Consider the following 17,441-nt stretch of genomic DNA (forward strand, 5'->3'; position numbering starts at 1 on the left):
CTTATCGCGCATTTCAATGGTGACGGTGATCGTGGCCGAGTGCCAGAGCCACTGCGATTTTCACCACTCCCCGCGACGGGGGCCCAGCATGCCATCAAAGTCCGTACCGGGCCCACGCGGCGCGCACCTCGGCGGCCTGCAGTAGGTCACCGACCAGCCCGGAGACGCCGGAAGGCCCGGCGAGGGCCGACACACCGCCGACGCCCAACCGGGCCAGCAACGGCTTGCGGCCCTCCACCAGCACCGGTTCGGCATCCGGGAACCGGGCGCTGATGATCTCCCGCAGGGTACCCAGGCCGTCCACCAGGCCGAGCTCCGCGGCCTTCGCGCCGGTCCAGACCTCGCCGGTGAACAGCTCGCCGGCCGGGTCGGTCACGCCGGCGGCGGCGAACTTGTCGCCCCGGCGGCTGTTGACCCAGTCCTTGAACAGCACGTGCAGCTGGTCCTGCATGTCGGTCAGCCAGGCGACGTCCTCCGGCTTCTCCGGCAGGAACGGGTCGAGCCGGGCCTTGTTGGTGCCCGCCGTGTAGAGCCGCCGCTCCACGCCGACCCGCTCGAGCAGCCCGGAAAGGCCGAAGCTCTGGCTCACCACGCCGATCGAGCCGACCATCGAGGTGGCGTGCGCGTAGATCTCGTCCGCGGCGCAGGCCAGCCAGTAGCCGCCGGACGCCGCGACGTCCTCGCAGAAGGCCAGCACCGGCACCGGCGTCCTGCCCGGGCCCTTTGCACCGTTTGCCGAGGTCGCGTTGCCCGGGCCGGTGCCGTGTTCCTCGGCGAGGCCCCGGATCCGGTCCGCGATCAGCGCGGACTGGGTGGGTGCCCCGCCCGGCGAGTTGATCACCAATGCCACGGCGGCCAGCCCGTCGACCTCGAAGGCCCGCTTGAGCACCGGTTCCAGCACGCTCAGGTTGATCACCGAGCGGGCCATCGGGCCCATCGCCGGGGTGATCACGCCATGCAGTCGCACCACCGCCACCACGGACCGTTCGGCCCGCTCACCGAGCTTGCCCGGGAGCCGATCGGTCACTTCCTTCGGGAGCCTGTCGAGCAACCTTTGTGCGCCAGTCATGCCGACAACCTACGCGTTGACCAGGGTTGCCGGTCGCTGGAGCGCTCAGGTGGCGGCCTCAGGCGCGGATGCCGGCGCGGAACTTGGGCACCCGCAAGGTGATCTTGGTGCCGGCTCCCGGCGCGGTATCCACCACCAGCCCGAAGTCGTCGCCGAACGCCGAGCGCATCCGGTCGTCCACGTTGCCGAGACCGACGTGCGCGCCGGACAGGTGCGCGTCGGTCATGTCCTCGCGCAGCCGTCGCGGGTCCATCCCGACACCGTCGTCCTCGACGCTGATCACGCACTCGGCACCGGCGTTCTCCGCGATCAGGGTGATCGACCCGCCGTTCGGCTTGCCGGCCAGCCCGTGGCGCACGGCGTTCTCCACCAGCGGCTGCAGCGCCAGGAACGGCAGCACCACCGACAACACCTCGGGGGCGATCTGCAGCCGTACGTCGAGCCGGTCGCCGAATCGGGCCCGCTCGATCATCAGGTAGCGCTCGATGTTGGTCAGCTCGTCCTGCAGGGTGGTGTACTCGCCGGCCGAGCGGAACGAGTACCGAGTGAAGTCGGCGAACTCGATGAGCAGCTCGCGGGCCCGGCTCGGGTCGGTGCGGATCAGCGAGGAGATCGTGGTCAGGGCGTTGTAGACGAAGTGCGGCGAGATCTGGGCGCGCAGCGCGCGCACCTCGGCGCGGTTCAACCGGGCCCTCGACTCGTCCAGCTCGGCCAGCTCCAGCTGGCTGGAGATGTAGCGCGCAACCTCGGCGGTGGCCCGCAGCAGCACCGGCCCGGCGGTCGAGTCGGTCAGCGCGCCGAGGGTGCCGACGATGTTGCCCTCGGTCTCCAGCGGCACCACCACGATGCCCTTGACCACGCAGTCGTCCCGACCGCAGTCGATCGCGGTGTGCGAGGCCACCTGTTGACGGCCGGTCTCCACCACCTGCTTCGCCAGCTCCACCACGTCCATCGTGTGGTGGTCGGCCTCCCCGTCCCAGGCCAGCGACTGCGCCTGGGCGTCGGTCATGGTCAGCGCGCAGGTCTCCAGCAGGGTGCGCAGGTAGGGCAGCGCGAACGCGGCGGACTGCCGGGAGAGCCCCTCGCGCAGCGCCGGGGCGGCCAGCGAGACGGTGTGCAGGGTGGAGAAGGTGGCCCGCTCCAACGGCGAGGCGAACGCCCGCCGCCGCGCCCGCCACAGCATGAACAGCGCGATGGTGGCGACGATCAGCACGGTGACCAGCAGCACCAACAGCGAGCTCGGCGACGAGAGGAAGTCAGGCACGGCTCATCTCACCAGTCGTGACAGGCGGCGGTCCGCGAGGGGCTTGCCACCGGTCTGACAGGTGGGGCAGTACTGGAAGGAACGGTCCGCGAAGGACACCTCGCGCACGGTGTCGCCGCACACCGGGCAGGGCAGCCCGGTCCGGGCGTGCACCCGCAGACCGGAGCGCTTCTCCCCCTTGAGCCGCGCCGCGTCCTGGCCGACCGAACGGGTCACCGCGTCGGCCAGGACGGTGTGCATGGCCGCGAACAGGGCGTCCAGCTTGGTTTCGTCCAGCCGGCCGGCCACCGCGTACGGGGACAGCTTCGCCACGTGCAGGATCTCGTCGGAGTAGGCGTTGCCGACCCCGGCCAGCACGGCCTGGTCGACGATCAGGTTCTTGATCCGCTCGGTGCGGCCGGCCAGCAGCTCGGCCAGCTCGGCGCGGCTCAGGCTCAGCGCGTCGGGGCCCAGCCGGGCGATGCCGAGCACCTGGGCGGGGTCGGTGACCACGTAGACCGCCAGCCGCTTCTGGGTGCCCGCCTCGGTCAGGTCGAACCCGGGGCCGCCGACGGCGTCCAGGTGTACCCGCAGCGCGATCGGCCCCTTGCCCGTCGGCTTGGGCGGCACCGCCGACGCGGTGTCGTGCCAGCGCAGCCAGCCGGCCCTGGACAGGTGGGTGACCAGGTGCAGGCCGTCGCAGTCCAGATCGAGGAACTTGCCGTGCCGGGCGGCGCCGGTCACGGTCCGGCCGACCAGCGCGGAGGCCGGCGGGTCGAACGTCTTGAGCGCGCTCATGCTGGCCGGGTCGACCCTGGCGACCCGGTGGGCCACCGCGTTCTCGCGCAGGTGGTGGGCCAGCGCTTCCACCTCGGGTAACTCAGGCATGGCGGGTTCTCAGCTCACCGGCTGCAGCGGGCTGTCCGCGTACGCCGGGGTGGCCCTGGTGCGGATCATGCGGATGATCAGCTTGGTCTCCTCGCGGGCCTTGCTGACACCGCGCACCATGCCGACCCAGTGCTCCGGGTCCAGGTCGTAGCCGCCCGGGGTCTGCGCCACCAGGGTCCACGGCCGGCGCAGCGTCCAGCGCACCGGGAAGAACCCCACCACGATCAGGCCGGCGAGAACCACCCACCACGGCACGTGCACATCGGCGGGCATCCAGCTGAACAGCGCCACGTAGAACATGCCGAGGGTGGACAGGATCAGCACGGCGGCGGCCCGACCGCCGTCCACGTCGTGCTCGAACTCCTCGCCGGTGGCCGGCATGGACCACTCCATGCGCCGGCGCACCGTCCAGGTCCGGCCATCCGACCCGGTGACCGTCTTCGACTTGGTGACCATGTAACTGTCGTCCGCTCCCGTGCCGCCGGGCCTGTCGCCTGCTCCTTCCACTGTCCCACATCCCGGGGCCGTTGCCATCGACTCACGCGCCGGGTGCCGCCGCGGATCGGCTCCGGCACAGTCGCGACGCTCTGTGGTGGCATTTGAGTGGTTGATACCCGAAAGCGTGAGCTTGTTAGGCCACCAAGATCGCTCACGGTTACCGTCTCTGCCAGAGCTGACGACGGGGGCCGGCGCGAATGCAACGATCGTGGGTGCTGCTGCCCGTCGCCGCGGCGGCGTTGCTGATCACCCAGCTCGACACGCCGACGCTGCCCGCCGGTTACATCGACCCGGTGGCGCTGGCCACCGCGACCGCGGCCGCCACCTGGCACTGCGTCCTGCCGCACCGGGCACACCGGGTGGCCCTGCGCTCCACCGGCCGGCCACCGCTCACCGTCAGTGACTCCGAGCTCACGGCCGCCGAGGACGACGCTCCCGGCCGGTCGAAGGAGATCCCCGGCCTCGGCACCGGCACCGGCGAGAACCCCCGGGCGCAGATCAACGGCGAGCTGACCGGCGCGGACAGCACCGAGAGCTACCGGATACCGATGCGCGCCGGCGAGGTGCTCGGGGTCAGCGTCGCCGGCGGGGCCCGGCAGCTGGACATCCGCGACCCGAACGGCACCCTGGTCGAGGGCTCCAGCGCGGACCGCGCGTCCAGCTACCCGCAGTCCTCACCGCTGCCCGGCGGCGGCAACGCGACGGTCGACCACGTGGCCGCCGTCACCGGCACGCATGTGCTCACGGTGAGCAAGGGCACCGGCGCGTACCAGGCCACCGTGTCGATCCTGGCGCCGCCGACGGCCGGCCCACAGCAGATCTTCCTGGACTTCAACGGCCCCTCGGTGGACACCAGGATCTTCGGCCAGGACACCGGCGCCGCCCAGCCGAGGAAGCTGAGCCCGCTCTCGTCGTTCCTGGCGGCGTGGGGGCTGCCCGCCACCGACGAGCCGGCGCTGATCCAGAAGATCACTGACAGGGTGGCGGCGAACCTGCGCGGGGTCGGCGGCGGCACTCCCATCGAGGTCACCAACTCCGCCAGGTCGCCGAACATCTGGGGGCGCCCGGACGTCAGCCGGGTGGTCATCGGCGGCACCGCGGCGGAGGCCGGCATCGACACCGTCGGCATCTCCGAGTCGGTGGACCCGGGCAACTTCGACCGCAACGAGACCGCGCTGGTGCTGCTGGACAGCCTGAGCCGGCCGGCCAGCGAGGCCATCTCGCTGAACCACTACCTGGCCAACGGCGGCGACCGGCTCGACTTCATCGCGCACGCGGTCGGCAACATCGCCTCGCACGAGTCGGGCCACTTCCTGGGCAGTTGGCACACCGACCCGAACTCCGGCCGGCACGACCTGATGGCGCCGGGCGACCTGGTGGGCGCGTTCGGCTACGGGCCGGACGGGACCGGCGGCACCGCCGACGACACCAGGCCGAAGTTCGGCCAGGACAGTTTCGCCCCGGCCGAAGGCTTCACCGGTACCGAGGACACCCGCAACCGCACCGAGGTCGGGCTCGGCGGCGGGAACCGCCCCGCACGCGGCTGACCGACCGGGCTCGCGAACACGGCCCACCGAGTGAGCTCGGTGGGCCGTGTTCTCGCGGCGGAGCGTGGTGCTCCGCTCAGGTCAGCAGTTCCGGCCGGAGTTGATGCAGTCCGCGGCCAGCTTCCCGACGTCGTCCGACACGATGTTCATGAAGTCGGCGTGGTCCGTCGACGGGTCGTGCTGCTGGTCCGGGAAGGTGTCCAGGGCGAAGTTGCGCCCGTTCGGCCGGTTGTAGGTGAGGGTCTCGCGCAGTCGGGGGATGGCCTGGAACCCGTTGCCGCAGCGGCCGTCGTCGCCCGGGAACGCCACGTGCGAGCGGTGGTCGGCGGAGTCGAGGTTCTTGCCGTCCCAGCAGCTGGGGAACTCCAGGATCCGGACGAGGTCGCTGCCAGCCGGGCACAGCGGGTACTTGTCGGTGACCCGGTTCTCGAACCCGGTGCAGGTCCACTGCGCCTTGGCGTTCTTCGAGCCGTTCGTCTTCGCCTTGGCGTCACCCATGATGATCGTCAGGTCGTCCGGCATCGCGATGACCTTCTCCTCCGAGTTGCCCAGGAAGCGCAGGTCGACCGTCTTCTCCTGGAGGATCTTGCCGAGGTTCCCGTCGCGGCCGCCGCCGTCGGAATCGGCGTCGTCGCCCTGTTGGGTGGTATCGCGCACGACGGGCCAGAAGAACGTGGACTTGTTGTCCCGGTCGCAGCTGGTGCCGGCCGTGTGCAGGCTGTTGTCGGTGGAGTTCGCGTCGGTGGACAGGTTGCCGACGTAGTTGTGGATGTGCTGGGCCCCGTTGCGCTTGCCCGGCGTGACCATGAAGTTGTCCGAGTTCCGGTGGCCGTTGGGCAGGCCGCAGCGCGCCACGAAGCTGCCGGTGGAGCTGCCCCCGTTCCCGCCACCTCGGTTGCCGCCCTGGTTGTCGCCTCGGTTGTTGCCTCGGTTGTCGCCCTGGTTGCCGAAGTTGTTGCCGCTTCGGTTATCGATCTGGTTGCCGCGCTGGTTGTTGTCGCGCTGATTGCCGAACTGGTTGTCGATCTGGTTGCCGAACTGGTTGTCGATCTGGTTGCCGCGCTGGTTGCCGACGTTGTTGTCACGCTGGTTGCCGACGTTGTTGTCACGCTGGTTGCCGACGTTGTTGCCGCGCTGGTTACCGACGTTGTTGTCGCGCTGGTTGCTGCGCTGGTTGCCGCGGAGCCGGCCGTTGTCCGGGGGGACGTCGTTGATGTCGATGAAGTCGTCGTCCGACGCGGGCTGCGCTTTGTCCCGTCCGGGGAACTCCTCGTTGTTGTTCTGGTTGTTGTTCTGGTTGTTGTTCTGGTTGTTGTTCTGGTTGTTGTTGTTGTTCTCGTTGTTGTTAGCGTTGTTGTTGTTCTGGTTGTTGTTGTTCCGGTTGTCGTTGCGGTTATTGCGGTCGACGTTGTTCCGGTTGTTCCCGCCGTTGTTGTCCTGCTGGTTGTTGCCGTTGCCGCGATCTCTGTCGTCGGCCTGGCCGTTGCCGTTCTGGCCGTTGCCGTTCTGGTTGTTGTCGGCCTGGTTGTTGTCGGCCTGGTTGTTGTCGGCCTGGTTGTTGTCGGCCTGGTTGTTGTCGGTGCCGTCCGGGGTCTTGCCCCGAACTCGCCCGTTGCGGCCGTTGCCATCGCGCTCGTCGCCGTTGGCCTGGTCGGCCGCGGTGAGGTCGGTACGACTGTCGCCGCCGGCGGCTGCCGCGGTGCCGGCGGCCACCACGATTCCGCAGCCCACCAGCAGGGTCACCACCAACGCCAGCATCCGCGTCGGTCGAGGTAGTCGATGTCGTGTCGTGGGTCGAACCATGAGCGTTCTCTTCTCGTCATCGGGGAACGGTGAGGTGACCGGCATCGGGGCGCCGGGCACCGTCAGCCAGCAAGGTCGTCGGTTACCAAGGTCGTCGGGCGCCGCGGGGGCCGAGCTCCACCGGCGGTAGCGGCGCGACCGGCCGGCGCAACCGCACCGGTCGGAGCGCCACCGGCCGTCGGTGCGGATCCGAGGTGGTCAGGGGCGCCCACCGCCGACCGGAGGGAGCGTCCACGTAGGCCCGCACCACGCGGACCACTCCGATCACGGCGATCGCGGCGGCCAGGACCACCAGGACGGACAGCGTGACCATCGTCGGGTCAGGCCCGGGCAACCGGACCTGTGCCGCCGCTGAACCACTGCGCGCTGAGAGCGGAGCCCCGCCGGCCGGCTGAGCCGCGCCGATGGTGGTCACGCCCGACTGTGGGGACGACGTGCCGGCCGCCCCGGGAGCCGCGGTGCCGGCGGCCCGCCCAATTTCGTCGATGTACTCGATGTGCCTGCCGACCAGCTGCCCAGCCTGGACGGTGAGCTGGCGGATCTGTTCGTTCTTGGTGTCAGCTCCGGCCTTGTTGATCACCTTCAGGGTGTCCGCGCAGGCCAGTCGCAGCCGTCTGACCATGGTCTGGTCATAGGCCGGACCGGACTTGCCGGCGATCTCGACCAGCCAGCTCTGCTGATCCGGGGTCGGCTGGCTGGGCAGCACCACGCCCAACCGGCCGGAGACCGCGCGCAGTTGGCCCGACAGCCAGCCCAGATCGGTGGCCACGGTGCCGCCGAGCTGACGGACCGCCGGGCTGACGGCCATCTGTTGGGCCTGCTGGCCGGCCGGAACCTCCCACAACCCGTCCTGCCGCAGTGCAACCAGCAGCGTCCGGTCGGTGGGGCCGACCGGGCCGGAAGCGGTCTGCGTCCAGCCGCCGGACCCGGCGGGAGGGATCCGGGGTGACGGGATGAACAGCCAGGCCAACACGGCCACCGCAAGCCCGGTGAGGGCCGCGAAGACCATGGTCACGCGCAGCGTTGGAGTCGTGTCGGGGAGCACGGGAACGCAACCTTTCTCCGGCGCTGCCGAACGGGCCGGGGTGGCCGACGGGTCGCCGGTCGTACTGTGTCGCGGGGGAGCGAGCGAGACTTGGGCGCCGGTCCGATCCCACGGGGGAGCGTCTGACCCGGACTGGCGCTTGCGGGGACAGTTAAGAACCGACGCCACGCCAGGTTGCGGAAGCTGAGAGACCCACAACTCGGTGGTCGGCGGCCCGCGCCCAAGGGCGAGCCACTGCGCCGATAGCCACGGCACGCTGCGCCAACTGTCAGACAGCAAGCTCAGAAAACCCTGAAAATCGCTCCGCCGCACGGGTTGTCCCACCGTTCGTCGATTGTCATGACACGCATAGCGCGCGACGCTGGGCCGAGTGCAGCAGCCTCGGACGACCACGTTCCGGCGGTATCGCGTTCTCCTGGCGGTGCCGTCCGACCGGTCGACGGGCGCCCTGCTGCGGGGCCTGCGGTCCCACTCGTTCGACGCCACGGTGATCCACGACGGCACCCGGGTGCTGGACGCCGTACAGACCGCCTCCTTCTCCGCCGTGGTGCTCGAGGTCGGACTGCCCGGCCTGGACACCTCCTCGGTGCTCGCCGGGCTGGCCCGCCTCGCCGCCGACACCCCGGTCGTCGTGCTGACTCCCCGCGAACAGCGCGACCAGGTGGTGGCCGGGCTGCGCGGCGCCAAGGACGACTACCTGCTCACGCCGTTCGGCGCGGACGAGCTGGTCACCCGGCTGCGCCTGCGGGTCCGCGACCAGCAACCGCAGGAGCGTTCGGTGGCGCGGCGCGGCGACGTCACCGTGGACACCGCGCTCGGCCTGGTCAGCGTGGACGGCCGGCTGGTCACCCTGACCCCGACGGAGTTCGCGCTGCTCACCATCCTGATCAGCCACCCGGACCAGGCACTGTCCCGCGAGCAGCTGACCACCATGCTGTGGCGCGACCCGCCGTCCTCCAACGTCGTCGAGGTCTATATCGGCTACCTGCGCCGCAAACTCGGCTCCGAGCGCATCCGCACCGTCCGTGGCGTCGGCTACCTCCTGGAGGAGTAACCCGGCCCACCACCGTCCGTCCTTCCGCGAGTCGGGGCTCTCAGCACACTGTGTCGGTGCTCCCAGCACACTCACCCGCGCCGGGGCGAAACTCGGCGGCGGCGCGGCGGCCCGTCGACCATGCTGTGTGGCGTGTTCACCTTGATCAGGACCAACCGCGACTTCGGTGCACTCTGCACCGCCCGGACGGTGTCCTTCCTCGGTGACACGCTGAGCCTGGTCGCGTTGCTCCTCTACGTCGCGGACCAGACCGGTCAGGCACTGGCGGTGGCCGCGTTGCTGCTGGTCGGCGATGTGCTGCCGGCGCTGCTGGGCCCGCTGGCCGGCGCACTGGCCGACCGGTACGACCTGCGCCGGATCATGATCGGCTGTGAGCTGGCCCAGGTCGGCCTGACCGTGCTGCTGGCGCTCTGGCTACCGTCGCTGCCGGTGCTGCTCGTGCTGGTCGCGGCTCGCGCACTGGCCGCGCAGGTGTTCGCCCCGGCGTCCCGGACGGCGGTCGGCAGACTGGTGGAGCCGGCCGCGCTGCCCGGTGCGAACGCCGCGCTCGGGCTCGGTACCAACGGCGCCGAGGCGCTCGGCCCGCTGCTCGCCGCCGTGCTGCTGCCGCTGCTCGGGGTGCGCGGTGTCCTGTTGCTGGACGCCGGCACATTCGCGGTGTCCGCGCTGCTGCTGGCCCGCCTTCCGGCGCTGCGGCGGGCCGGCGCGGCGGTCGGGGACGGGGCAGGCGGCGCACTCGAGGCTCCGGCGGGGTTGGGGCGGGCCACCAGGGACGGGCTGGCCTACCTGTTGCGCGCCAGGGTGGCCAGGGCGGTGGTGCTCGGCACCTTCGCGGTGGTCGCCTGCAACGGCATCGACGACGTGGCGCTGGTGTTCCTGAACCGGGACGTCCTGGGCGGCGGCGACTCGGCGATCGCGGTGCTGCTCAGCGCGGTGGGCATCGGTCTGTTGGCCGGCTACTGGCTGCTCGGGCGGCCGGCGCTATCCCCGCTGAGCGGCGGGGCGGCCAGCGGGACAGCGGGAGGCGCGGGGGCCGACGGCGGGGCGGCGATGACCCGAGCGGCGACCGGGCGACTGGCGGTGCTGATGCTCGGCGGCTGGGCGGTGAGCAGCGCCGGCAATCTGCTCACCGGGTTGAGCTGGGCGGTCGCGGTGGCGTTCGGGCTGCAGGCGGTACGCGGGCTGGGCATCGCGGGGATGGACGTCGGCGGTACCACGTTGCTGCAGCGGGCGGTGCCGGCGGCAATGCAGGGTCGGGTGTTCGGCGCGTTCAACGGGGCGATCGGGGTGGCGGCCGGGTTGTCCTACGCGGGTGGCGCACTCCTGCTGGACGCCACGTCGGCCCGTGCGACGTTCCTGATCGCCGGCGGCGGCGGGCTGATCGCGACGGTGGCGACGGCGGTGGCGCTGCGTTCCCTGGTGCGTTCGCGAGTCCCGGGCGGTTCCGAAGAACCGCCCGGGAGCTGACGAAATCCGCGACTCACCCTGACGAGAGCCCCGACTCGCGGGGCGTTGGGTCAGGGGGTGATGCGCTTGGCGGCGATGCGCTCCTGGTTCGGCCAGCGGACGTTGGACGCCCAGCCGAGCTGCTCGAACCAGCGGATCACCCGTGCGGAGGAGTCGAGCTGCCCCTTGAGCACGCCGTGCCGTGCGCTGGTCGGGTCGGCGTGGTGCAGGTTGTGCCAGGACTCGCCGAACGACGGGATGGCCAACCACCACACGTTGCGCGAGCGGTCGCGGGTGGTGAAGGTTTCGTCGCCGAACACGTGGCAGACCGAGTTGATCGACCAGGTGACGTGGTGCAGTAGCGAGATCCGGACCAGGCTGCCCCAGAAGAACGCGGTCAGCGCGCCGAACCAGGACCAGGTGACCAGTCCGCCGATCAGCGCGGGCAGCAGCATCGAACCGACGACCAGCAGCGGGAAGAAGCGGTGGATGCGCTCGATGTCCTTGTCCGCCACCAGGTCCGGGGCGTACTTCGCGCGGTTGGTGCGCTCGTCGCTGAACAGCCAGCCGACGTGGGCGAAGAACAGGCCCTTGGTCAGCGCCTTCCAGTCGTTGCCGAACCGCCACGGCGAGTGCGGGTCGCCCTCGAGGTCGGAGTACTTGTGGTGGCGGCGGTGGGTGGCCACCCAGTCGGTGACGCTCATCTCGAGGGAGATGCTGCCGGCCAGCGCGAGCGCGATGCGCAGCGGCCGCTTCGCCTTGAACGAGCCGTGCGTGAAGTAGCGGTGGAAACCGACGGTGACGCCCAGCCCACTCACCACGTAGAACACGGCGAAGATCACAACGTCGCTCCAGCCGAGCCAGCCGGCGCCCCAGGCGAGGGGAACCGCAGCCAGCACGGCAAGGAACGGCAGCACCACGAACACCACCAGGAGCACCTGTTCGAGCTTGCTCTTCGGTTCGGGTTCGAGCTCCGGTCTCGCTGTGGTCTGGGCGGCGGTTGGGGCTGCTGTCATCGGATTCCTCTGGGGCTGAAGGGGCGATAAATTAGGGCTACCTAACTCTCACCTAAGAGTGTAGGAGGCGGCTCTCAGCCCGACAATGCGAATGCGTCCCCGCTCACTTCGTCGGTCGCGCCACACCGCACCTGGAAACGACAGGCCAGCTGCTCAGTTGGGCCACAGGTCGAGCATCGGCGGCAACGCGCCCTCCAGGCCGAGCAGCCACCGTTTGGCCTCGAGCCCACCGCCGAAACCGCCCAACCCGTCGACGGCCAGCACCCGGTGGCACGGCACGAGCACCGGGACAGGGTTCGACCCCATGATCGCGCCGACCCGCCGGGCGGCCTGCCCGGCGCCGCGCTCGGTGCGGTAGGCGCCACTGCGCACCGCGAGCTCGCCGTACGTGATGGTCCTGCCGTAGCCGACGGACTCGTACAGCGCGGTCAACACGGTGCGCTGGTCGCCCGTGGTGAGCCGCCAGTCGATCGGGTGGTCGAACGTGTGGCGGCGGCCGGACAGGTACTCGGCGAGCTCGGTGACGGCCGCGTCGGTGCGGACGGCGTCGACCGCCGGCTCGGTGCCCAGCCGCTCGGCCGCGATCGCCAGCTGCCGGCCCGAGCTGCGCGCCGGGCCGAAGCACACCAGCGCGACGCCCGCCTCGGTGACGCCGAGAGTGAGCGCGCCGATCGGTGCGGGTGCGGGCACCTCGGTCGATGCGAACCACACGCCGCCATTATGGCGACCGCCCCCGACAACTCCGGCCGCGAGCGGTCAGCCGCCGCGCGTGCGGTCAGCCCGGCGGGGCAGCTGTGGCCGAACCGGCCAGCCGCCTGGCCATCGCGGGCAGTGCGTTTCCCATGGTCAGGGCGTACTCGACGCTGATGTCGACCAGCTCGTCGCGACTGATGTCCAGGCCGCCGTCCAGCCAGGCCAGCACGAACTCGGTGACCCCGCCGGTAAGCAGCAGCGATATCGCCCGCAGGGTGCGCTCCCCGTCGGGCGGCAGCTCGAGCAGGTCGTGGCTCTGCTCCACCACCACCCGCGCGATGGTGCGCATCGCGGCGAACCGGCGTTGCATCAGGGCGGCGCTGCCGTACGCCTCGGCGAACAGCACCCGGGCCCTGCGCGGGTCGTCGAGGATCTCGGCGATCATCGTGCTGAACGCGGCGGTGGTCCGCGCGGTCAGCTCGTCCGGCGCCGCCGCGATGGCCTCGAGCGTGTGCCGCATCGCGGTGTCGAACAGCTCGTCGTGCAGCGCCGCGGCCAGCTCGTCCAGGTCGGCGAAGCTCTCGTAGAAGAACCGGGGACCGACCTTGGCCCGCTCGCAGATGCCTCGCAGGGTGGTCGCCGACCAGCCCTGGGTGCCGACGCTGTCCAGTGCGGCGTCCAGCAGCCGGCGGCGGCGCTCGGCGCGGCGCTGCTCGGCCGACACACCGCCGTAGGTGCCGGTCGCGGTCCGAGCCATGCCGTCAGTCTGACACAGTGACGCGAATTAGGAATCAACCGTTTACGGAAACGAGTGATTCCTCTATCGTTCGGGGACAGGCTTTTGCGGCGCGGCGAAAGGTCAGTGGATCATGACTGGTGCACTCATCAGGCAGGTGCAGTCCGTCGCCGTTGCCCTCTCCGAGCGGGTGCCGACCTTGGTCCGCCCGCTGGCCACGCCGCCCGATCCCCGACTCAAGCCGGTCATGGGTGACGCCGGCCCACCGTTCATCGGCCACGCGATGCCCGTGCTCTACGACACCCTGGAGTTCGGCCGCCGGCGCTACCAGAGGTTCGGCCCGGTCAGCTGGGGTGGCGTGCTGGGCACCAAGGTGGTCTCGCTGATCGGCCCGGAGGCCACCGAGATCGTGGCCGCCAACCGGGACAAGGCGTTCGCCAACGAAGGTGCCTACGAGTACTTCATCGGCCCCTTCTTCCACCGGGGCATCATGCTGATGGACTTCGACGAGCACCTGCTGCACCGCCGGATCATGCAGGAGGCCTTCGCCCGCCCCCGGCTGATCGGCTACCTCGACGCGATGAACCCGCGGATCGCGGACGGGCTGGCCGGTTGGCGCCCGGGTCGCCGGTTCGCGCTGTACAACGCCGCCAAGCAGCTCACCCTGGACATCGCCAACGAGGTGTTCGTCGGCGAGAAGGTGGGCAGGGACGCCGACCGGATCACCAAGGCGTTCGTGGACGCGGTGCACGGCGGCCAGGCCTACCTCCGCGCCAACGTGCCGGGCGGGGTCTGGGCCCGCGGCCTGCGCGGGCGGCGGGTGCTGGAGGACTACTTCCGCGACCGGCTGCCGGCCCATCAGACCGGAGGTGGCGACGACCTGTTCAGCGTTCTCTGCCGGGCGCGCAGCGAGGACGGCGAGCGGTTCACCGACGACGACATCGTCAACCACATGATCTTCGTGATGATGGCGGCGCACGACACCAGCACCATCACCCTTGCCATGATGGGCTACTACCTGGGCAAACACCCGGAGTGGCAGGACAAGGCCCGCGCCGAGGCACAGGAACTGGGCAAGGACGCGATCGAGTTCACCGACCTGGACCGGCTGAGCACGCTCGACCTGGTGATGAAGGAGACGATGCGGATCAACGCCCCGGTCGGCGGGCTGTTCCGGGAGACCGTCAAGGACACCGAGGTGCTCGGCCACTACATTCCGGCCGGCACCATCGTGATGACCAGCACCTACGCCACCCAGCGGCTGGCCGAGGTGTGGCCGAACCCGGACGAGTTCGACCCCGGCCGGTTCGCCGAGGACCGCCGCGAGGACAAGGTGCACCGCTACGCGTGGGCGCCGTTCGGCGGCGGCGCGCACAAGTGCATCGGCCTGCACTTCGGCGGCATGGAGGTCAAGGCGATCATGTACCAGCTGCTGCTGCGCTTCCGGTGGAGCGTGCCGGCCGGGTACGAGCCGCCGATCGGCTACGGCACCGGCCCGATGCCCATCGACGGACTCCCGGTACGGCTCGAGCGGCTCTAACCCAGCAAGCGGCTCCCGGCTCCCGCACCGGCGGGGGGCACCTCGGTCGAGTGGGCCAGGACCGGTTCAGCCCCAGGTCAGACGTCGGGGATCGCGGCGTCGACCAGTGCTCACCGTTCGACGGCACCGGACCGGGTGCTGTCCCGGACGACCAACCTCGGCTCGAGCGCGATGTGCGCGGCCCCCCGGGCCGGGGTCACGTCGGCGGGACCGGCGTCGCTCGCGGCGGCGAGCAGCCGGACGGCCTCCGCCGCGATCCGGTCCCTCGGTTGGTCCACCGTGGTCAGCGCGGGCTCGCCGAGCCGCGCGAAGTCGATGTTGTCGAACCCGGTGACCTGAACTCGGCCGGGGACCGCGACACCGTGCGCCCGGCAGGCCCGGGTGACGCCGAGCGCGATCAGGTCGTCGGCGCAGACGACCGCGTGGGGCAGCGGGCCGCCGGCAACCAGCGTCGCCACCGCGCCCGCTCGGCCTGGCCGGTGGCCGCCGCGCTCGGTCCGGCCGCGGTGCGGCGGGCGGGGCGGCTGTCCGACTTCGCGCTGGACGCCGCCCGCGCCGGCGGCTACCCGGCGGTCATGACCATGCTGTTCGCCGCCGAGACGCTGTACCTGGCCTGGTGCACCAGCGCGCACCAGGCCGGTCTGGCGCCGGCCGGCCCGGTCGGCGACTGGGTGGCGCTGCACGCCGCCGAGCCGTTCCGGGCCGGGGTCACCGCGCTCGCCGAGCAGGTCGACCAGATCCCGGCGGCGATCGCGGACAGCACCCTCGCCGGCTGGTTCGGCGGGATGCTCGACGCCGAGATCACCTTCCACGACGCGGTGTACGGCTGAGCGAGTGACTCCTCAGCCGGAGGTGTGCCGGGTGCCGGGGCGCAGCGTGTGGTCCCGGTAGGTGAAGGACTGGGTGAGGCGGACATGGGGGCCGGCGGCCAGCGGCGCATCCGGGCCGAGGGCGTCCCCGCTCACGGTGACCGTCGGGTGCGCGATCGTGACGTCGGCCTTCTCCAGGTAGATCGGGTCCGAGTCCGAGATCAGCACCCCGAGCGAGCGGGGGTGCGTCGGGCTGGAGCTGCCGTCGAACGCCTCGATCCGCAGCGGATTGCTGGACGTCGTCGTGGAGCAGGTCAGCGAGACGACCGCATCGGAGACGCCGTCGCCGGTGATGTCGCCGTACACCACCTGGTCGACGAGCACCTTCTGGTCCTCGGCCGGGCACCGGTAGCCGGTCACGGTGGCCCAGTCGGCGCCCTTGAGCGGGCTGGCCGCACCCGCCTTCGGGGCCGCCGAGGCGGACGCCCCGGCGTCGGTCGAGGTCGGCTCGGCCGAGCCGGACGGCGGCGTGCCCGCCGTGGGGGCCGGGGCGCCACAGGCCGTCAGGCCGAGCACCAGCGCGCCGAGCGCGGCGACGGGCACCATCCGCGCCGATGTGCGCATCTCGTCTCCCTCTCCGACTCGCCGGGCGGTCGGCGAGTCGGGGAGAGTCTTGCGCCGGCAGCGGCTCGACCGACCGCAACCGCCCCGATGGTGGGCGGGTTCCAGCCGGGGCTCAGGGACCGGTTGGAGCGGTGCACGAAGTGCACAGCGCGGGTGCACGCCAGGCCAAGCCCGTCGCCCCGGTCTGCGCCAGACTCAACGGCGTGACGAACCGGAACCGAGTGTGAGCGGCCTGCGGGACCTGGCCCAGCGTGCGGCGGGCTCCAGGGCGGGCGCCTTCCTCTACGTCCGGGTGTTCCCGCACATCGACCGGCCACTGCTGCGGGCCACCGGTGGGCGGTTCAGCGTGAGTGTCGGCTACCCGGTGCTGCTGCTGACCACCACCGGCGCGCGCAGCGGCCACACCCGGGAGAACCCGCTCGTGTACGGCACCGACGGCGACCGGATCACCCTCATCGCGTCCAAGGGCGGCGCGACGAGCCACCCGTCCTGGCTGCACAACCTGCGCAAGAACCCCAGGGTGTCGGTGCTGGCCGGCGCGCGCAGCGGCGACTACCTGGCCTCCGAGGCCACCGGCGCCGAGCGGGACCGGCTGTGGCGCAAGTCGGTCGACTTCTACCGGGGCTACGCGGACTACCAGCGCCGCACGGACGGCCGCCAGATCCCGGTCGTCATCCTCACCCCGGTGCCACCCGACTGAGCCTCGCCCGACGCGGTCACCCCCGGTCGGCCGGGCGGTGCGGATATTGTCGGGGCGTGGTGGCGCCAGAACAGCGGGTCGCTCGCACCCAGCAAGAGCGCCGGGGACACACCAGGGCGCTGATCCTGAATGCCGCGGTGGAGTGCCTGGTCGCTGACGGTTACGAGCGCACGACGACGGTCACCGTGCAGGCGCGGGCCGGCGTCACCCGAGGTCGCCTGCTGCACCACTTCCCGTCCCGGGCCGCCCTGCTGGTCGCCGCCGCGCAGCACCTCGCCAGCGAGCGGATCAGTGAGATGGAGCGGTGGATCGCCGAGTCCGAGCAGCGCCAGACCACCGGCGCGGACCGCATCGACCGGGCCACCGAGCTGCTCTGGGAGACGTTTCGCCAACCGTACTTCTGGGCCGCGATGGAGCTCTGGCACGCCGCCCGCACCGACGACGAGCTGCGCGGCGAGCTGGCCCCCACCGAACGTGAGCTGGGCCGCGCGGTCCGCCACGTGATCGAGACCATGTACGGCCCGGAACTGAGCGGCCACGACAGCTTCGCCGAGGTCCGCGACCTGCTCCTCACCAGCATGCGGGGGGTGGCGCTCAGCTACGCGGTGCAGCCCCGGGACCCGGGCACCGACCCCCACCTGCCGATGTGGAAACGGCTCGCCCGCAGGACGCTGCTCGACTGATCGGGCAAAACGGTCACGCATGACTGTATTCTTCCGGGCAGTCGAAA

Annotated in this window: 17 protein-coding genes; 6 read left to right on the forward strand and 11 right to left on the reverse strand. The window is 71.1% G+C overall.

Features of this window, described 5'->3' with window-relative positions; all coding sequences use genetic code 11:
* Nucleotides 1–94: 94 nt before the first annotated feature.
* From ACTXG6_RS04645 to ACTXG6_RS04660, 4 genes are read right to left on the reverse strand one after another with little or no spacing between them, the layout of a single operon-like run.
* Nucleotides 95–1,069 (reverse strand): S49 family peptidase, encoded by a 975-nt coding sequence (locus ACTXG6_RS04645; RefSeq protein ID WP_445186521.1) that lies wholly within the window; start codon nucleotides 1,067–1,069, stop codon nucleotides 95–97.
* 58 nt (nucleotides 1,070–1,127) lie between these two features.
* Nucleotides 1,128–2,333 (reverse strand): sensor histidine kinase, encoded by a 1,206-nt coding sequence (locus ACTXG6_RS04650; RefSeq protein ID WP_445186522.1) that lies wholly within the window; start codon nucleotides 2,331–2,333, stop codon nucleotides 1,128–1,130.
* Nucleotides 2,334–2,336: 3 nt separating this feature from the next.
* Nucleotides 2,337–3,200, reverse strand: a complete 864-nt coding sequence (locus tag ACTXG6_RS04655) for an Fpg/Nei family DNA glycosylase (RefSeq protein ID WP_445186523.1) — start codon at nucleotides 3,198–3,200, stop codon at nucleotides 2,337–2,339.
* A gap of 9 nt (nucleotides 3,201–3,209) precedes the next feature.
* The gene (locus tag ACTXG6_RS04660; protein WP_445186524.1) at nucleotides 3,210–3,656 is read right to left on the reverse strand and encodes a hypothetical protein; all 447 of its coding nucleotides are present in this window, start codon (nucleotides 3,654–3,656) and stop codon (nucleotides 3,210–3,212) included.
* Between the two features lie 254 nt (nucleotides 3,657–3,910).
* Here ACTXG6_RS04660 and ACTXG6_RS04665 point away from each other — a divergent pair, with 254 nt between their 5' ends.
* The gene (locus ACTXG6_RS04665; protein WP_445186525.1) at nucleotides 3,911–5,245 is read left to right on the forward strand and encodes a hypothetical protein; all 1,335 of its coding nucleotides are present in this window, start codon (nucleotides 3,911–3,913) and stop codon (nucleotides 5,243–5,245) included.
* 81 nt (nucleotides 5,246–5,326) lie between these two features.
* Here ACTXG6_RS04665 and ACTXG6_RS04670 read toward each other — a convergent pair whose 3' ends face one another.
* Both ACTXG6_RS04670 and ACTXG6_RS04675 read right to left on the reverse strand, forming a co-directional pair.
* Entirely contained in the window at nucleotides 5,327–7,003 is a 1,677-nt protein-coding gene (locus tag ACTXG6_RS04670) for a DUF1996 domain-containing protein (RefSeq protein WP_445186526.1), read from the reverse strand.
* A 127-nt stretch (nucleotides 7,004–7,130) separates the two neighbouring features.
* Nucleotides 7,131–8,093, reverse strand: coding sequence for a DUF4142 domain-containing protein (locus tag ACTXG6_RS04675; RefSeq protein ID WP_445186527.1), 963 nt, complete (start codon nucleotides 8,091–8,093; stop codon nucleotides 7,131–7,133).
* Nucleotides 8,094–8,463: 370 nt separating this feature from the next.
* On the opposite strand from ACTXG6_RS04675, the gene ACTXG6_RS04680 reads away from it, so the two are divergent.
* The gene (locus ACTXG6_RS04680) at nucleotides 8,464–9,147 is read left to right on the forward strand and encodes a winged helix-turn-helix domain-containing protein (protein WP_445186528.1); all 684 of its coding nucleotides are present in this window, start codon (nucleotides 8,464–8,466) and stop codon (nucleotides 9,145–9,147) included.
* A 132-nt stretch (nucleotides 9,148–9,279) separates the two neighbouring features.
* Nucleotides 9,280–10,614 (forward strand): MFS transporter, encoded by a 1,335-nt coding sequence (locus ACTXG6_RS04685; protein WP_445186529.1) that lies wholly within the window; start codon nucleotides 9,280–9,282, stop codon nucleotides 10,612–10,614.
* A gap of 50 nt (nucleotides 10,615–10,664) precedes the next feature.
* On the opposite strand, the gene ACTXG6_RS04690 is transcribed toward ACTXG6_RS04685, so the two are convergent.
* The 3 genes from ACTXG6_RS04690 to ACTXG6_RS04700 all read right to left on the reverse strand — a co-directional run bounded on the left by ACTXG6_RS04690 (nucleotide 10,665) and on the right by ACTXG6_RS04700 (nucleotide 13,059).
* Entirely contained in the window at nucleotides 10,665–11,609 is a 945-nt protein-coding gene (locus ACTXG6_RS04690) for an acyl-CoA desaturase (RefSeq protein WP_445186530.1), read from the reverse strand.
* 153 nt (nucleotides 11,610–11,762) lie between these two features.
* Nucleotides 11,763–12,320: a methylated-DNA--[protein]-cysteine S-methyltransferase gene (locus ACTXG6_RS04695; protein ID WP_445186531.1), complete on the reverse strand. Its 558-nt coding sequence runs from the start codon at nucleotides 12,318–12,320 to the stop codon at nucleotides 11,763–11,765.
* Between the two features lie 64 nt (nucleotides 12,321–12,384).
* Nucleotides 12,385–13,059 carry a TetR/AcrR family transcriptional regulator gene (locus tag ACTXG6_RS04700; RefSeq protein ID WP_445186532.1) on the reverse strand — a complete coding sequence of 225 codons (675 nt, stop codon included), beginning with the start codon at nucleotides 13,057–13,059 and terminating at the stop codon, nucleotides 12,385–12,387.
* A gap of 112 nt (nucleotides 13,060–13,171) precedes the next feature.
* On the opposite strand from ACTXG6_RS04700, the gene ACTXG6_RS04705 reads away from it, so the two are divergent.
* Nucleotides 13,172–14,578: a cytochrome P450 gene (locus ACTXG6_RS04705; protein WP_445186533.1), complete on the forward strand. Its 1,407-nt coding sequence runs from the start codon at nucleotides 13,172–13,174 to the stop codon at nucleotides 14,576–14,578.
* Nucleotides 14,579–14,688: 110 nt separating this feature from the next.
* Here the strand turns inward: ACTXG6_RS04705 and ACTXG6_RS04710 are convergent, their stop codons facing one another.
* Nucleotides 14,689–15,390 carry a substrate-binding domain-containing protein gene (locus tag ACTXG6_RS04710; protein WP_445186534.1) on the reverse strand — a complete coding sequence of 234 codons (702 nt, stop codon included), beginning with the start codon at nucleotides 15,388–15,390 and terminating at the stop codon, nucleotides 14,689–14,691.
* Between the two features lie 30 nt (nucleotides 15,391–15,420).
* Nucleotides 15,421–16,011, reverse strand: a complete 591-nt coding sequence (locus tag ACTXG6_RS04715; RefSeq protein ID WP_445186535.1) for a hypothetical protein — start codon at nucleotides 16,009–16,011, stop codon at nucleotides 15,421–15,423.
* 223 nt (nucleotides 16,012–16,234) lie between these two features.
* Between ACTXG6_RS04715 and ACTXG6_RS04720 the strand changes: the two genes are divergently transcribed.
* Nucleotides 16,235–16,711: a nitroreductase family deazaflavin-dependent oxidoreductase gene (locus ACTXG6_RS04720; RefSeq protein WP_445186536.1), complete on the forward strand. Its 477-nt coding sequence runs from the start codon at nucleotides 16,235–16,237 to the stop codon at nucleotides 16,709–16,711.
* Between the two features lie 56 nt (nucleotides 16,712–16,767).
* Nucleotides 16,768–17,394 carry a TetR/AcrR family transcriptional regulator gene (locus ACTXG6_RS04725; RefSeq protein WP_445186537.1) on the forward strand — a complete coding sequence of 209 codons (627 nt, stop codon included), beginning with the start codon at nucleotides 16,768–16,770 and terminating at the stop codon, nucleotides 17,392–17,394.
* Nucleotides 17,395–17,441: the final 47 nt, after the last annotated feature.

This window comes from Pseudonocardia sp. Cha107L01 (genome assembly GCF_052566575.1).

Coding starts and splice junctions, on each gene's coding strand:
- ACTXG6_RS04690 (WP_445186530.1), bottom strand. CDS start 11,609: ATGACAGCAGCCCCAACCGCCGCCCAGACCACAGCGAGACCGGAGCTC.
- ACTXG6_RS04660 (WP_445186524.1), bottom strand. CDS start 3,656: ATGGTCACCAAGTCGAAGACGGTCACCGGGTCGGATGGCCGGACCTGG.
- ACTXG6_RS04670 (WP_445186526.1), bottom strand. CDS start 7,003: ATGCTGGCGTTGGTGGTGACCCTGCTGGTGGGCTGCGGAATCGTGGTG.
- ACTXG6_RS04655 (WP_445186523.1), bottom strand. CDS start 3,200: ATGCCTGAGTTACCCGAGGTGGAAGCGCTGGCCCACCACCTGCGCGAG.
- ACTXG6_RS04715 (WP_445186535.1), bottom strand. CDS start 16,011: ATGCGCACATCGGCGCGGATGGTGCCCGTCGCCGCGCTCGGCGCGCTG.
- ACTXG6_RS04705 (WP_445186533.1), top strand. CDS start 13,172: ATGACTGGTGCACTCATCAGGCAGGTGCAGTCCGTCGCCGTTGCCCTC.
- ACTXG6_RS04645 (WP_445186521.1), bottom strand. CDS start 1,069: ATGACTGGCGCACAAAGGTTGCTCGACAGGCTCCCGAAGGAAGTGACC.
- ACTXG6_RS04700 (WP_445186532.1), bottom strand. CDS start 13,059: ATGGCTCGGACCGCGACCGGCACCTACGGCGGTGTGTCGGCCGAGCAG.